Below are 16,216 nucleotides of genomic sequence, written 5' to 3'. Positions count from 1 at the left end.
CCTAACTTTTCTTAGCTTTTAGATCAGCTAATATACTAAATGGATTCGGTTTAGTTTCGTCATCCGGTGCGTCATCGGCAGACGAGGCATACTTTAAAGCCACAGGGTTGCAACCAGTTTCTTCGTGATAAGCAACTATTGGAACAGCAAGAATAAGCTCTTGCTCTACCATATCCGCAAGAATTACTTCACCTTCGGTCATGACAACGGGGTCGTATTCCTTAGGTAGGTTATTCGCGTGCTCTTCGTCATAAACAAAGCCTAACGCTAACTCCACCTCCAGATTGCAATCAACACCCTCCATACATCGTTGACAAACAACTTGTACAGTAGTGCTCATTGAACCCTTTGCGATGTAGCGCCTATCTTCATCGACTTTAAAGTTCAGATGAATAGAGACATCACCTTCGTCAGACACCAAAAGTTCACGTAATTCACTGAAATCACGGAGTGGCAAACGCCCCTCTAAAGTCACTTCTTGAGTCGCATACTTTCGGGGGTCAAAATACTTGGGTAATGAGTCATTCAACATGGCGAGGAATAATATTGCCAAGCAGCGGCATTGTCAAAGAGTTCAGGCACTTAAATCGCTTTTTTTAGTAAAAAAACGAATAAGAAAGGGATTTTCATAAATTCAATGCGTATATTATTCTAAACAAACCAACATTACGTCAGTCTTTAACGTGATAGCGAATACATTAAATCAATAAAAAGTCAGTAAGCACAATGCATCCAAAGATTATTTTGGGGTCCTCATCCCCCTACAGAAAAACACTTTTGAATCGATTAAAGGTACCTTTTTCAACGCACTCACCAAATATTGATGAGACACCGAAAAAACAAGAGTTAATTGAGAACTACGTTTTACGAATGAGCGAAGAAAAAGCAGACGCCATCCTTCAAATTTACGACACATCGAATACACTAATCATCACATCAGATCAGTCCGCCACCTTAGAAGAAAACTCACACGAAGACGGCCTTTTAACCAGCAAAATTATTGGTAAGCCCCTTACGAAAGAGAACGCAGAAAAACAACTTACGTCTTTTTCATCAAGAACCGTTAAATTTTACACCAGCGTAACGATCACCTGCTGCAAGACCAAGCAACGCAGTTCAAAGATCACAACTTACTCAGTTCAATTTAAAAACCTAAGCTCTCAAGAGATTTCAAGATACCTCGACATTGAAAAACCATTCGATTGCGCAGGAAGCTTTAAATGCGAAGGTTTAGGTATAAGACTGTTCGAAAAGATGGAAGGAGACGACCCCACTTCATTGGAGGGTCTTCCCCTTATCGCAACTAGCGAACTACTTTGTGAATTCGGCGCAGACCCACTGAGCTATGCATCCGATTAAAGCATCTCATTAAAAAGCCGTTACACATACCTTTATCTCATAGAGAAAATAGTCGATAAACGCGTTGCAAACGAGATACCCAATTCCTTTGCAACTTCTTTCCAAGGCTCTTCGCGAGGTTCATAGTAAACAGGTGTCAGATTGGAGAAACGACTTGATAGCACATGTCCCGTGTAATCAAGTCCATCTATCAATCCGTAAGAGACCGCCTGTTCACCTGTAAACACCATACCAGTAAATAGGTCACGTTCTAGTGAAAGCCTATCTCCCCGCCCCTTTTTAACTGCTTCAATAAACTGTTTATGGGTACTATCCAATACAGATTGCCATTTTTGCGCAGCACTAGGTGTCATAGGAGAGAATGGATCTAGGAACGCTTTATCTTCCCCAGCAGTAAAGGTTCTGCGCTCCACTCCAATAGACTCAAGAAGACCACTCGCATCAAACCCTGGCGACACAACGCCAATAGAACCGACAAGACTGGCCTTGTCTGCATAAATTTCGTCAGCAGCAGAAGCAATATAGTAACCGCCGCTTGCCGCCATATCACTAACGACCACAATCAAAGGGATATCTGGATAACTTTTTCGCTTACTCATGAGAAGGTCATACAAAATGCCCGAATGCACCGGACTTCCGCCAGGGCTATTCATCTTAATTACGACCGCTTTCGTACGAGCATCAGCGTAGGCATCTTCTATTAATAGGGAATATTCATCAGCATCGATGTCCAGCCCAGCCCCAATCGTCCCCCGCATAGGAATAAGTGCGACAGAGTCGCCAGTTAAAGCGGCATCCTCAACGACACTAGACGCGCTCCATCCAACAAAAATACCGACGATTAAAAACAAACCGACGAAGCGGAAAAATATTTTCCAGCGTCTAGCACGACGCTTTTCTACCACATTTTCCAGCAAAGCCTCTTTTAGCAATTCGAAAACGGCCGTTTGCGACGCAACATCTTCATTATTAGAAGACGTTAGTTTTGGCTTTGATGTGCTATCAGCCTTCGCGTCCGTTCCTTGATCTACATCCACATACATATCATTTGACTGCGCTTTATTTGAAAACGACGCATCTTCAGATGACAACATATCATTGGATGCCTTGCGATCATCCTCTTCATTCCAGCTCATTCACAACCCTCAAAACGATTTCTTTATCATAGACTTAGTCTCGTTCGCTCAATACCTTTAAGACTATGCCGCGTAAGTGTACCATAGGCGAATTAACGTAAAATAAGGATAGTCAACAAAATGAGTTATTCTTTCGAAGACCTTTCAGTCGGTCTAAGCGAAACTTATTCAAAAACCGTCTCCAAAGAAGACGTACATACGTTTGCTGCTGTGACCGGCGACAACAACCCCGTTCATTTAGATGAAGAATATGCCGCAAACACCAGCTTTGGAGAACCTATCGCTCACGGCATGCTAACAGCAGGCTTTATTTCTGCTGCCATTGGCACGAAGCTTCCTGGGCCAGGATGTATCTACCTAGAGCAGACACTAAAATTCCGCTCCCCCGTATTAATCGGAAAAGAAGTTCAAACGACGGTAACAGTAAAAGAAATCAATGAACGTCGCAGACGTGTTGTGTTGGAAACAGTATGCCATTGTGACAGTAAAAAAGTCGTTACTGGGGAAGCGACCATCATGCTCCCATAAATAAAAAGCGGAACATCACATTCAGATGTTCCGCTTTTTATTCACCTATTTTTTATAGCCCTAGCACTTTTAGTGCTAATACCTTGAGACTAATACCTCGAAACTAATACCTCGAGACAAGCACATTAGACATCAGCGCTTTCCATTCATCATCAAGTGGCGCTTCTAAAATCAACTTCTCACCTTCGTAATCAATCTCTAATCGAGTTGCATGCAGGCACAAACGCTTGAACCCCATTTCTTTGGTTTGCTTATTGAGCTCGCTCGATGTGTATTTATCATCACCAACAATAGAATGTCCTGCAAATTGAGTGTGCACACGAATCTGATGAGTCCGCCCAGTGACCGGCTCACATTGAATCAAGCTAAACCCTTCAAACTCTCGAACTAAATTAAATCGAGTTAACGATTCCTTTCCTTCTGGGTTCACGCGGACGACTCTTTCACCCGACTTTAATTCATTTTTCAAAAGTGGAGCATCAACCTTCTGCTTACGCTTAGACCAAGCTCCGTGCACTAATGCTAAATACGTTTTTTGAACACCACTTTTTTCACGCAATGCCTCATGAAGCAACTTCAATACACTTCTACGCTTGGCGATCATAATCAAACCAGATGTGTCTCGGTCTAGTCGATGAACAAGCTCAACAAATTTCTCTAACGGCCGCATTTGACGTACCACTTCAACCAGACCAAAGCTCAAGCCACTACCGCCGTGGACAGCCAGCCCTGACGGCTTATTAACAACCAACAAGCCTTTATCTTCATAAATAATACGAGATTCAATCTGCGCTTTTAGCCCTTCAGCAACCGTCGGCTTATCAGCGCGTTCTGGAAGAACCAAAGGAGCAATGCGAACAATGTCGCCAGACTGGAGGCGATAATCTGGTTTTGTTCGCTTTTTATTAACGCGTATCTCACCTTTTCTTAACAAATTGTAGATTTTACCTTTCGGAAGGCCTTTCAATTCTGTAATAAGAAAATTATCTATGCGTTGGCCATGATTATTTTCATCAATATCAACGAACCGGACCTTTGTTTTGGTAGGTTCGACGACAACTTTGTCTTTGTTATCCAAAGAATGGTTTCCTTTATAATTGAAGCACTTAGTTTTTACTGCTATATTCAGTTCCGCAGAGGGTAAGAGGCAACAAAACGCCTCGAAGAAAACGTATGATACCGAATTTACTACCACCAGAGCGATACTCTGGCTCATATCTTACCTCTGTAACAGTTAAGCTTAAATAATAAACCGCATGAATCGAGAGAAGTCGACCATGGGTTGCCTGATTTTGTAGTTCGTTTGACTGAGTACGAGACGCTTTCAAAATAAAAAGTTGCTGAAAGCCATTGATGACAAAATACAACCGTAAAATGACGTAACTAGCTAAGATATAACCAGTCCACTGATATAATTTCGCAGTAGATCCTCTTTGCGTGTTACCCATCAACAGATATGTTGTGTCCGCCGTACTTGGAAAAGCACTATTTTTCAACGCCACTCAAACCGCTCCCTCTGTTCGTGACTAAACAGAGTTCAAAATTAATGATTAGAATGCTAATAAACGCGACGCAACAAGAAGAATTGCGCGTTGCACTAGTGGATGGCCAGCGCCTTTATGATTTAGATATAGAGTCCGGGTCAAGAGAACAGAAAAAAGCAAATATCTACAAAGGGAAAATCACACGCATTGAGCCTAGCCTCGAAGCGGCGTTCGTTGACTACGGCGCAGAACGACACGGATTCCTCCCTCTTAAAGAAATTTCTAAAACTTACTTTTCAAAAAAATCTAACTCTGACGGACGCCTAAACATCAAAGATGTTTTAACCGAAGGTCAGGAAGTCATAGTTCAAGTAGACAAAGAAGAGCGTGGAAACAAAGGTGCAGCACTGACGACATTCGTAAGTTTGGCAGGGCGATACTTAGTACTAATGCCAAACAACCCTCGCGCAGGCGGCATTTCTCGCCGAATCGATGGTGATGATCGTACGCAATTAAAAGAAGCAATGTCCGGCCTTTCAACCCCTGAAAATGGCGGCTTAATTGTTCGTACAGCGGGTGTAGGTCGCTCAACTGAAGAACTACAATGGGACTTAGACTATCTCGATACATTGTGGAGCTCGATCACAAAAGCAGCTTCAGAAAAGCCAGCTCCATTCTTGATCTATCAAGAAAGTAACATCGTTATCAGAGCAATTCGTGACTACTTGCGCGATGACATTGGCGAAGTATTAATCGACGAAAAAGGCGCCTACCAAGACGCAATCAACTTCGTTATGCAAGTTATGCCACAGTTTAAGAGTCGCATTAAGCAATACTCTGATACCACTCCGCTGTTCAATCGTTTCCAAATCGAAACGCAAATCGAAACCGCTTTCCAACGTGAAGTTCGACTACCTTCAGGCGGCTCCATCGTAATTGATCCGACTGAAGCGCTCGTATCGATTGATATCAACTCCGCACGTGCAACAAAAGGCGGAGATATCGAAGAGACCGCACTGCAAACCAACTTAGAAGCCGCTGACGAAATTGCACGTCAATTGCGCCTACGAGACATAGGTGGACTGGTTGTCATTGATTTTATCGATATGACACCACTAAAAAACCAGAAAGAAGTTGAAAACCGCATGAAACAAGCACTTGAAGCGGACCGCGCTCGAGTGCAACTAGGCCGTATCTCGCGCTTTGGACTTCTAGAAATGTCCCGCCAACGCTTGCGCCCTTCTCTAGGCGAAACAAGCGGCATTGTTTGCCCACGCTGTAATGGACAAGGCTTTATCCGTGACGTTGAATCACTAGCCCTGTCCGTACTTCGCCTTATTGAGGAAGAGTGTGCGAAAGAACGCACCGCTCAAATACGCGCAATATTACCGGTCTCTGTTGCGACTTTCTTGTTAAACGAAAAGCGTACAAACATCGCGAAAATCGAAAAACGCAATGACGTGCACATCATTTTGGTGCCAAATCCACACATGGAAACACCGCACTTCACTGTGGAGAGAATTCGCGACGACAACGCCGTAATCACTCAGGACGACAGTAGCTACACCCTTGTAGAAACTCCCGATGAAGCACCTTACGAGCCTCGCCAGGCGGTTGAGCAAGCTCGACCACAAGCGGCGGTAACAAGTATTGCTCCCAAGTCCCCTGCTCCAGCCCCCACTCCAGAACCTAAAAAAGTTGAAAAAACTGGATTGCTAACACGCATTTTCCGCGCACTGTTTGGTGCAACGGAAGAAGCGGAAACCAAAAAGGACAGCAAACCATCCACAACAACTAAAAGCCGTTCTAACCAAGGTACGCAAGGAGATAGAAACAAACGCTCCAAACCACAACGTACGAACAAACACCAAAAGCGCGATCAAGGTGACGAACGCAAACAAGAAAAACCGCGCTCGACACGCAAAACCCGTCGCGAGCAAGCGGAAGCGCAGGTAAAAACTCACGCTCCTCAAGCGAAGAAAAAAGCGCCGCAATCCGAAGAGCGCAGTGAAACCAAGCGTAAAGCGACCGTTGAAGTTGCACCTGAGAAGAAAGTTCCCGAAGTAAAAGAGCGCAAACGTACACGCAATGAAAACAAGCGTCGAAACGGTAAACTTCGTGATGAAGCAGAACTAGCAAAACAAGAAAACGCAAAACAAGAAGCTGATGCGAAAGAAGCAGCTCAAATTGAAGCTCAAGAAGGACAACGTTCCGACGCGACGTCTACAGACTCAGCTTCAACTAAAGAAAGAAAACCGCGCAGATCAAGACGCTCTCGTAAATCACCACGAGGTGATGCAGCACCGACGCAAGCAGAAGCTACTCAGCCAGCAACTGAAGAAACCTCTGTCGCTACTGAAACACCTTCTTCTGTTGAAGTTGTAGAGAGCAAGCTAGAAGCGAACACTGCGAAAAAGGAACTTGAGACTACCTCAATTCCTAAAACAGCTGCGAAAGAAGAAACGTCATCAAACGAAGAAGCACCTCAAACTACGCCAATCGTTGACGCGGAACCTGCAAAGGAAACCGCTAGTGATGACACCACTAAAAATGCAGTTGAGAATAGCGCACAACCTGCAAGCGAACCTGTTGCTGAAAGTGAACCAGTAGAGACTACAGATCCTGAAAGCACCTCTTCAGAAGCGGCGAATGCAGAAGACACAAGTGTCAAAACTGAACAGGAAGAGCCTGTAATGGAAGCAGCTCAAACTGAAACTGCACCCACTCCAGACACTGTCGAAGTAAGTTCGACAAACGAGAATCAGCAGACAGCCTCTAACGAGACCTCTTCTGATAACGAACCCGCTGTATCTACCTCCGAGGCAACAACGACAAAAGAGACTAGTACTGAAGAGGCTAACACCGAAGAAACTGATGCCAAAGAGTCTAGTACTCAGGAAAGCATTCTAGAGAAAGCGGATTCCGAAGAGTCTAGTACTCAGGAAAGCATTCTAGAGAAAACGGATTCCGAAGAGAGCTCTTCAGAGCAAAACAACTCAGTTGAAGCAGTGACAGAGACGCCTGATAGCAAGCCCGAAGCACAACCAACGCCAGAGCCCACTGCCGATCAGCCAGAGCCTACGACTCAACGAGCACGCGCCCCAAGACGCGGTCGCGGCAAGCCTGCTCCGAAAGTGACAGAAAAAAGAGCATCAGTAGAGCTACCTGAAGCAATACTCAAACAACAAGAAGAAGCTCGAAAAGCGTTGGAAGAAAAACGAGCAGCGTCGAGTGAACGTCGCGGAAGACGTCAAGGACGAGTAAAAAATGATCCGAGACTATCACGAGGAGAAGACGTACAAGCAACTCCTCCAGAAAGCGCTAGCTCCGGAACAGAGACCGCTGAATAAATTTAGCTATTAGCTCAAAAAAAGCCCGCTGCATGCGGGCTCTTTTTTATCAATCATTAATTTTGGTTAATAACTTTTATTTGGAAAAATGAAAACACTTATAGACCTATCTAGATTCAAAAACTTATCTCTCGCCGGAGATCTATTTGGCGGATTAACAACCGCAATTGTCTCCCTCCCGTTAGCGCTTGCGTTTGGCGTGGCATCTGGCGCCGGAGCAGAGGCAGGGTTATGGGGTGCAATACTGGTCGGCTTATTTGCCTCCATCTTCGGTGGCTCCACATCCCTTATTTCCGAACCGACAGGCCCAATGACGGTTGTCATGACCGCAGTACTAAGCGCAATGATTGCCGCGAACCCAGATCAAGGCGTCGCAATGGCATTTACTGTTGTGATGATGGCAGGGGTATTTCAAATTTGCCTAGGTGCATTGAAGCTGGGTAAGTACATCACACTTATGCCTTATAGTGTCATATCTGGCTTTATGTCTGGCATCGGGGTGATATTAATTATCCTTCAACTTGCTCCATTTTTAGGTCAACCCACCCCTCCTGGTGGTGTAACAGGAACACTTTCGGCGCTACCAAACCTATTGCTGAACATTTCATTTTCTGAACTTTTTCTTGGACTAGTCACCCTTGGAATTTTGTTTTACCTACCGAAGCAATGGAGAAGGCGCATCCCTCCTCAACTCGTTGCGCTTGTTGCCGTCACCTTGCTATCGATCATCATTTTCTCTGATGATGGCGTGCGACGTATAGGCGCAATTCCATCCGGTCTGCCTGATTTTCACATCCCAACATTCACGTTCGACCAGATGATGACCATGGTATTAAATGCACTTGTTTTAGGTACATTAGGGTGCATAGATACCCTACTTACCGCCGTCATTGCAGACAGCCTAACAAGGAACGAGCACGACTCTAATCGCGAACTTATTGGGCAAGGTATCGCTAACACCCTTTCTGGCTTTTGCGGCGGTTTACCTGGCGCTGGCGCAACAATGGGCACCGTCGTCAACGTTCAATCCGGAGGAAAGTCTCCTCTTGCAGGCATTACAAGAGCACTCATCCTACTAACAGTTGTTTTAGGCGCCTCGTCGTTAACACAAATGATACCGATGGCCGTCTTAGCTGGCATTTCACTATATGTTGGCATAAATATACTGGATTGGAGCTTCATACAACGAGCACATAAAGTCGCATTAAGCCCAACGATCATTATGTATGGCGTAATGGCCCTAACAATATTTGTTGATCTGATGGTTGCTGTCGGCATTGGCGTTTTTATTGCTAACATTTTAACCATCGAAAAACTAAGTCGATTACAAGAGACAAATGTTAAAGCCATCAGCGATGCAGACGATGGAGTCCCCCTTAAGGACGATGAAAGAGCGCTGCTCGACAGTGCGAAAGGAAAAGTTTTGTTCTTTTACCTGTCTGGCCCAATGATCTTCGGAGTTAGTAAAGCAATTGCGCGACAGCATAACAGAATCAACGAATACGAAGCGGTTGTGATCGATTTAAGCGCCGTTCCGATGATGGATTTAACAATTGGATTAGCATTGGAAAACGCCATTATTGATGCGGTCGATGCAGGCTGCGCGGTGTATATTTTTAGTCCAAACGGACAGACTACAGAACGCTTGGAAAAACTTGGAGTCATGGCGCGATTACCCAATGAAACATTCTGCGACACACGAATAAATGCATTAACGTCTGCCGTTACCTCAATTAACCTAGAAACAAGTTCCGAAAAAGAAGCTCAAGGATAGAGAAAAACACGAGAACAGAAAGAAACACAAGAATAGAAAGAAACGCTGTAGACCGAAGACAGCCTAGAGGCTCTTAAGAAAGTACAGTGGTGTGGAAGTTTAAATGGCACTTTCCCATCACTGCGCTTTGATCGTCGCACCACCTATGCAGAGACTTTAAATCCCCTTCATCACCTGACGAGTGAAGCGTAACGCCTCCTATCGGCAGACCCTCATCAGAAATGCAATCAATGCATATTTCCTGCTCAAGGCGTCTAATTAACTGGTTTGATACACTACTACTAGGCTCTAAAATTTCAACGCCGTGCAAGCTTCCCTCAAATCGATCTCTAACCAGCGGGTAGTGAGTACAAGCAAGAACCAAGACATCAGGGCGAAATACGGTTACTTCACTGCATATACGCTCAATCTCTTTGCATAAAGCACTCTCAGAACGAGAATCAGCACTGTCGATTAACCGAGCTAAATCGGCACTCGAAATCAACTGAACCTGCTTATCATTTTTCCAAAGAGATATTAGCGCCTGCAAACGATTACTGCCAATCGTTACAGGCGTTGCCAATACTGAAACACGACTGACATTCGGATTAACTAACGCAGGCTTAACCGCTGGCTCCACCCCAACCACAGGAATTGATACAGCGCGCCTTAAGGCGTCAATCCCTTCAACCGTTGCCGTATTACAAGCTAAGACAATCGCATGGACAGGCTCAGACAAAGCCTCCAAATAGCGTCCAATCTGAACCAATCTAGATTTTAAAAATTCTGACGATTTTTCCCCATAAGGAGAGAAGCAGCTATCTGCGTAATAATGCAGATTCAACTCTGGCGATTGTCGACGAATGGTATTCAATACGGACAGTCCGCCTGACCCTGAATCAATAATGGCGACATTGTATTTCATGGCGAATCACCGAGAAGTACTGGTTCGCGCTCCAATGTCACACCAAACATATCGTGGACAGACTGAATAATTGTTTTTTCTAGGCGACGCAACTCGGTCGCTTTTTCATCACCTAAATTAACCAGAACCAATGCTTGTTTTTCATAAACACCAACATTGCCCACCTTAACCCCTTTCCACCCCGCCTTCTCGTTCAACCAGCCAGCTGCCAACTTCCAGCCACCTTCTACTTTAAAGCTAACCAAGTCTTCAAATTCGGCCACCAGCCTTTCTCTCGTTGCCTCGCTGACCACAGGGTTCTTAAAGAAACTGCCAGAATTGGGGATATCAACAGGGTTAGGTAATTTAGAACGCCTAATATCACACACCTTATGATACACATCGTCAAAACCAGAAGACTCAGACAGCACCTTAGCAAGCCCCCCATAACCTAGTTTTAGTTCAGATAGAGAACTCAGTCTCAAATGGATACGCGTAATAATATACTTAGATGACCACTTTCTCTTAAAATGACTTTCTCGATAAGCAAAGCCACACTGATAGGCATTTATTGTTTCAATCTTCATAGATTCTCTATTGAGCGCCTCAACACTCATTAGAACATCTTTAATTTCGACGCCGTAAGCACCAATGTTTTGCACTGGAGCAGCACCACAGGTCCCTGGAATTAAACCAAGATTCTCTATTCCACCAAACCCGCGTGAAACACTGTCTTCAACACACTCATCCCACACTTCTCCAGCCCCGAAGACAACGTCGACGTCAGCAGCATTCTGAGAGTATTCTCGCCCCATGATTCGATTTAGAATAACTAAACCTTTTATATTTCCATGAATTAGCAGATTACTTCCACCGCCAATCACCGTGACATCAAGACACTCTTTCTTTGCAAACTGAACTAAGAAAATCAGAGCGTCTATCGTATCAGCTACGGCAAATCGCTCAGCGGCATAATCAAAAGCAAAGGTGTTATAGGGTTTCAAACTGATATTTGAATAAATATGGGGCATATTACTTAGCTTGCAGAATAAATAGAGTCGAAAAATGACTCTGCGATCTCAGTTAAATGAAGTCTCATTGAGTGAAAAGAAGAGTCATCACCATAATACGGGTCTTCAACTTCGCCCAACCTGACATACTCGGCGAACTCACCAAACATAACCACCTGAGCCGACGCATCATCAGGCATGATCACTTTTAGATTTTGCAAATTTGACGCATCCATAGCCAAAATCCAATCATACTGATAGAAGTCCGCTTCAACGACCTGCCTCGCTCTTTGCTGTGACAAATCGATCCCGACGCTACGTAACTCGTTAATCGACCGTCTATCTGGCGATTTACCTATATGATAAGCTGCTGTACCCGCAGAATCGACGGTCACATTAATGCCACGCTCTTGAGCAAAATTTTCAATAATCCCTTGTGCTGCTGGAGATCGACAAATATTTCCTAAGCAAACAGTTAGCAGCTTCATCTTATTTCTCTTCTGTATTTAAGCGCTCGTCATTCGTTAGGGTGCGAGCTTCCGTTTCCAAAAGGACAGGAATACCATCTCGAATTGGGTAGGCCATACCGCCTACTTTGCTAATCAACTCTGTCCCTTCCGCATTTAAAGACAAGGGTGCTTTCGTCACAGGGCATACCAAGATATCTAATAAGGCCTTATTCATTACTTTTCTCTCTTACAACATTGTTTAAACGGCCAAGCAACGCCGTTTTAAATTGATCTGTTAGCTCCAGTGATACAGGCATGTACCACCAATCACTTTCTTCGTCAGCGATAAAAGCACACTTTACCGCATCTTTTTCCGTCATGATTACTCGATCATCAGGAAGGTCCGCCTTCTTATAATGATGATGGTCAGGAAACCAAGTGCATTTAGAGTCCATTTTTAAGCCCGATTCGATTAGAGTCTGCAAAAATCGACTGGGATTTCCAATCCCTGCCACAACGTGCCACATTCCTTGCGTTAATTGCGACAATGACATTTTTTTCGTTGGAACTTTGACTGACCTTAACTCCGTTAAACTAAGTTCACCGTGATAAACATCCACTCTGCTTAAAATCGAATCCATATTAAAGGTAGGACGCCCAACGCTAAAAATAAAATCGACATAATTAAGTCGATCAACGCTTTCTCTTAGCGGACCAACAGGGAGTAAAAAGCCATTACCAACCCCTCGCGAAGCATCAATCATCGCTATTTCGATGTCACGATCTAGACTATAGTGCTGCATCCCATCATCACTAACAATAACATCGACATCAGACGTAGACTCCAAGAGCTTCACAGCCTCTATACGGCGCTTACATACACAAACGGGAACACCAGTGCGTTTAGCCAGCATAACTGGTTCGTCGCCCACCTCTTGCGCCGAGGATTTCTCGGTTACTAAAGCTGGCCGCTCATTGTTTCCTCCATGACCTCTCGACACGATGGCAGGAGAAAAGCCCTTTTCTTTAAGTAGCTGACACAATGCAACGACCATCGGTGACTTACCTGTTCCGCCGACAGTAATATTTCCGACGACGATGACAGGCAGAGAGGATCGATATACTCCCTTCTTATTAACAAAATCAGTGCGCTTTCTATAAGTAATATATTTAACGATAGGTAACAGAGGTGCAAACAACCAAGTAACACCGATTTTCTTTCTATACCATGAATCAGTAATTTTTTTTTCCAAACTCACTGCTCTTCTCTTTCCGCAGTATGTGCAATCTTATAAATTCCTAGTTGAGACGCTGCGTCGTATACTCGTAGTACGAGCTCATAAGGCGCTTGAGCATCTGCCGTAATAACCAGCGGCATATCATCTGTTTTTTCGTTCGCGGTCTCTTTTATACCTTGAACCAATGTAGATACCTGTTCATTTACAAGTGTCTGTCCATTAATGACATACTGCCCGTCAGAGGTAATAGTAATTTCAATAGGATCTTGAGCATTTAACGAAGGAGCGTCACTCGACGCACTCGGTAGATCGATAGTGAGTTCCGTACTTTGTTTAAACGTTGTACTCACCATAAAAAAGATTAACAGAAGAAACACCACATCAATAAGAGGTGTTAGGTTTATTTGTACGTCCTCGATTTTTTGGCGACGAAATTTCATTGGGAGCCTCTAGTTCAGATTCTCTTTAATTCGAATCTCGATCGCCTTGAAGTGCGTCGATCAGTTTGGACGACTGTTGCTCCATGGAAACAACAAGTTCATCTATTTTCCGGCTAAAAAATCGGTGAAATATGATGGCAGGAATAGCAATACCCAATCCAGCGGCGGTCGTCAACAAGGCTTCAGAAATCCCGCCAGCTAACAAAGACGTATTTCCAGCTCCCTCTTCCATCAACACAGAAAAGACTTTAATCATGCCAACAACGGTTCCTAACAAACCTAATAAAGGAGAAATTGCCGCGATTGTTCCAAGCGTACTCATGAACCTTTCTAACTCATGTATGACATGAGAAGCAGCATCTTGAACTGAGTCTTTCATAACACGCCGACCATGCTTAGAACTCAGCAGTCCAGCAGCCAAAATAGAGCTCAATCCGGTGTGTTGCTGCATATTTCGGATATATTCCAAGCTCATGCGATCTTCTCTTAAACGAGCCATAACTTCCGACAGTTGATTTTTCGGCACGACTCTTGAACGACGCAAAGTCCAAAATCGCTCTATCACAATGGCCAGTGTTAAAATTGAGCAGCCCAATAAAGGCCACATAAACACACCACCTGTTTGAATAAACTCCAGCACAACACCTCCTATTACAGACGCTCCAAATTTAACACACTATTCAGTTCAGCAACACGCATACAATACAATGATTTCAATATAAAATTTATTTCTGAACAAGAGCTTGATCTTATCGACGTTTGCTCACTATCAGAGCTAAAGTAGAGCCTTTCATTAACTGGAACCTCCAATACATTCACCTTCAACGCTGACAACGTTTTGGATATATTCTCTTTTAATGGGCCCGTCGCAACTAGCCAATCCGCGTCACTTGAAAATATATCCTCTATAGAAAAAAGCCGTTGGTCAATGAGAATACCTAATGTTGAACTATATTGCTGTTGATTGGAGTTCAGACCCTCCAGCTTAGAAATTGCTTGATCATATTGAAGGGCCATCGGATACATTTGATCCCCCATTTTTTCATATAGATCGCCATACTTATTATACAGCACAACACCTTCATGGACGTATTCTTGGTAGTTTGGCGTAAACATCAATAACAGCAAGAAAAGCTGAAACAAGACGATTCGCCTAAGCGAATAAAAGACAAGGCAGCACAGAGCGACGAGCACTAGCAGTAATTTCTTTAACGCTAGTCCAGATAAGATCACACCCATAGAAACACCGTTTAACGCGACACTCTCTAGCAACCAAATTAGCCAACTAAAAATTGGATCGACCAGCAAATACAAATCACAATCAAAAGCACCCCAAAAAAAGCTCGCTACAACAGATACAGGAAACCAGAATAGGCCAACGATAGGCAACATTATTATGTTAACGACTGGCATCAGCGCATTTATATTGGCTTGCCACCCAAAGACTAGGACCAACGAACATAACGACAACATGTACTGGGCGCTCAAGACCCTCGAGCGCGACGAAGCAGACGAAATTGCTATTAGCACAAACACCATTCCATACGACAGCCAAAAACCCGGAGCAACCAATTGAAAAGGCGCAAATATCAGCATAACAATCATGGAAACAACTAGAACGACAGAACTTCCAACCCGCGCCCCCATAATTCGCACAGCAAAGTAAAGCAATGCCATCAGCACTGATCTCTTTACAGGGTCTCCCCACCCAACAAGATTACCGTAATAGAAAGCGAGTGCGGAACATACACAGACCCTCAAAACGAGAATATCTGTTATATAGCGTAAAACAAACTTCGGTAAGCAGTGCCATATCACAACCGACAACCACCACCCTAAAAATACGACAAACCCAACATGCATACCAGATACAACAAAGAGATGTGAAAGACCAAGCTCTCGAATCACCCATACATCATATTGAGAAAGTAGGGATTTTTCACCGAACACTAACGCCTGACTAACTCGCCATGAGGCATATCGCTCAAAATAGCGATATGCCTCAACATTCACCTTTGAGGTAAGCGACAAATGCGTTGTAAAAACACCTGATTCACGCGAGTCAACGACAAAAGCTGCGCCACTGCCATGCTGAAAAGCTAATCTTTGATAATAGCCTCCAAACGCATCAGCCCAATACTGCTGATCTATCGAAACACCTAAAACATCGTCGTTAATCGTGTCGGTTAAAGCAGGAGAAACAGCCATGTTGGAGCATTTGGAATACACGTGTTTTTGACGAGTACGCTTATCCACCAAAAGAACGTTCACCCCATACATACGACCAGTCTCATCATAGTAACAATTCTCTGCCACACTGATTTGAATAGAATCAAGCGGATCGCCTTCAAAGTCTTGCTTTAAAGAGTACGTATTGTGGAAAGACAGGAGCAACATCAATAAAAAAACGAATATTACCCACAGATATCTATATGTGCCGATTAGATAGAGACATAGCAAGATGATACAAGTAGAATACAGCCCAATTAGATTATGTGGCACTAAAATTCCACTCACTAACACTATAAGGTTAATGATTAGCAAACGGACCTCCTTATCCTGAAT

At 44.0% G+C, this 16,216-nt stretch carries 16 protein-coding genes; 4 read left to right on the top strand and 12 right to left on the bottom strand.

Features of this window, described 5'->3' with window-relative positions; translation table 11 throughout:
* Window position 1: 1 nt before the first annotated feature.
* Window positions 2-553: a YceD family protein gene (locus tag MARME_RS10080; RefSeq protein ID WP_223295026.1), complete on the bottom strand. Its 552-nt coding sequence runs from the start codon at window positions 551-553 to the stop codon at window positions 2-4.
* 173 nt (window positions 554-726) lie between these two features.
* On the opposite strand from MARME_RS10080, the gene MARME_RS10075 reads away from it, so the two are divergent.
* Window positions 727-1,359: a Maf family protein gene (locus MARME_RS10075; protein ID WP_013661157.1), complete on the top strand. Its 633-nt coding sequence runs from the start codon at window positions 727-729 to the stop codon at window positions 1,357-1,359.
* A 32-nt stretch (window positions 1,360-1,391) separates the two neighbouring features.
* Here the strand turns inward: MARME_RS10075 and MARME_RS10070 are convergent, their stop codons facing one another.
* Window positions 1,392-2,495 carry a S49 family peptidase gene (locus MARME_RS10070; protein WP_013661156.1) on the bottom strand — a complete coding sequence of 368 codons (1,104 nt, stop codon included), beginning with the start codon at window positions 2,493-2,495 and terminating at the stop codon, window positions 1,392-1,394.
* Window positions 2,496-2,615: 120 nt separating this feature from the next.
* Here MARME_RS10070 and MARME_RS10065 point away from each other — a divergent pair, with 120 nt between their 5' ends.
* Window positions 2,616-3,023 carry a MaoC family dehydratase gene (locus MARME_RS10065; protein ID WP_013661155.1) on the top strand — a complete coding sequence of 136 codons (408 nt, stop codon included), beginning with the start codon at window positions 2,616-2,618 and terminating at the stop codon, window positions 3,021-3,023.
* A 103-nt stretch (window positions 3,024-3,126) separates the two neighbouring features.
* Here the strand turns inward: MARME_RS10065 and rluC are convergent, their stop codons facing one another.
* Entirely contained in the window at window positions 3,127-4,101 is a 975-nt protein-coding gene (rluC, locus tag MARME_RS10060; RefSeq protein ID WP_013661154.1) for a 23S rRNA pseudouridine(955/2504/2580) synthase RluC, read from the bottom strand.
* A 28-nt stretch (window positions 4,102-4,129) separates the two neighbouring features.
* Window positions 4,130-4,525 (bottom strand): hypothetical protein, encoded by a 396-nt coding sequence (locus MARME_RS22295; protein ID WP_013661153.1) that lies wholly within the window; start codon window positions 4,523-4,525, stop codon window positions 4,130-4,132.
* Window positions 4,526-4,569: 44 nt separating this feature from the next.
* On the opposite strand from MARME_RS22295, the gene rne reads away from it, so the two are divergent.
* Window positions 4,570-7,857, top strand: coding sequence for a ribonuclease E (gene rne, locus MARME_RS10050; protein ID WP_013661152.1), 3,288 nt, complete (start codon window positions 4,570-4,572; stop codon window positions 7,855-7,857).
* An 88-nt stretch (window positions 7,858-7,945) separates the two neighbouring features.
* A complete protein-coding gene (locus tag MARME_RS10045; protein ID WP_013661151.1) occupies window positions 7,946-9,631 on the top strand; it encodes a SulP family inorganic anion transporter in 1,686 nt (561 codons plus the stop codon).
* A gap of 73 nt (window positions 9,632-9,704) precedes the next feature.
* On the opposite strand, the gene murI is transcribed toward MARME_RS10045, so the two are convergent.
* From murI to MARME_RS10005, 8 genes are read right to left on the bottom strand one after another with little or no spacing between them, the layout of a single operon-like run.
* Window positions 9,705-10,535: a glutamate racemase gene (murI, locus tag MARME_RS10040; protein ID WP_013661150.1), complete on the bottom strand. Its 831-nt coding sequence runs from the start codon at window positions 10,533-10,535 to the stop codon at window positions 9,705-9,707.
* Window positions 10,532-11,545 (bottom strand): UDP-N-acetylmuramate dehydrogenase, encoded by a 1,014-nt coding sequence (gene murB / locus MARME_RS10035; protein WP_013661149.1) that lies wholly within the window; start codon window positions 11,543-11,545, stop codon window positions 10,532-10,534. The genes murI and murB overlap by 4 nt, the downstream gene beginning before the upstream one ends.
* Window positions 11,546-11,550: 5 nt before the next feature.
* On the bottom strand, window positions 11,551-12,012 hold the full coding sequence (locus MARME_RS10030) for a low molecular weight protein-tyrosine-phosphatase (protein ID WP_013661148.1): 462 nt from the start codon (window positions 12,010-12,012) through the stop codon (window positions 11,551-11,553).
* Between the two features lies 1 nt (window position 12,013).
* Window positions 12,014-12,208 carry a Trm112 family protein gene (locus tag MARME_RS10025; RefSeq protein ID WP_013661147.1) on the bottom strand — a complete coding sequence of 65 codons (195 nt, stop codon included), beginning with the start codon at window positions 12,206-12,208 and terminating at the stop codon, window positions 12,014-12,016.
* Window positions 12,201-13,232 carry a tetraacyldisaccharide 4'-kinase gene (gene lpxK / locus MARME_RS10020; protein WP_013661146.1) on the bottom strand — a complete coding sequence of 344 codons (1,032 nt, stop codon included), beginning with the start codon at window positions 13,230-13,232 and terminating at the stop codon, window positions 12,201-12,203. Before lpxK ends, MARME_RS10025 begins: the two co-directional genes overlap by 8 nt.
* Window positions 13,229-13,651 (bottom strand): ExbD/TolR family protein, encoded by a 423-nt coding sequence (locus tag MARME_RS10015; RefSeq protein ID WP_013661145.1) that lies wholly within the window; start codon window positions 13,649-13,651, stop codon window positions 13,229-13,231. Before MARME_RS10015 ends, lpxK begins: the two co-directional genes overlap by 4 nt.
* Before the next feature lie 25 nt (window positions 13,652-13,676).
* Window positions 13,677-14,291: a MotA/TolQ/ExbB proton channel family protein gene (locus MARME_RS10010; protein ID WP_013661144.1), complete on the bottom strand. Its 615-nt coding sequence runs from the start codon at window positions 14,289-14,291 to the stop codon at window positions 13,677-13,679.
* Between the two features lie 11 nt (window positions 14,292-14,302).
* A complete protein-coding gene (locus tag MARME_RS10005; protein ID WP_148231020.1) occupies window positions 14,303-16,153 on the bottom strand; it encodes a ComEC/Rec2 family competence protein in 1,851 nt (616 codons plus the stop codon).
* Window positions 16,154-16,216: the final 63 nt, after the last annotated feature.

It is taken from the genome of Marinomonas mediterranea MMB-1 (assembly GCF_000192865.1).
GTDB classification, from domain to species: Bacteria; Pseudomonadota; Gammaproteobacteria; order Pseudomonadales; family Marinomonadaceae; genus Marinomonas; species Marinomonas mediterranea.
Note: the sequence above shows the minus strand (reverse complement) of the source record. Positions and strands in the feature narration are given on the sequence as shown.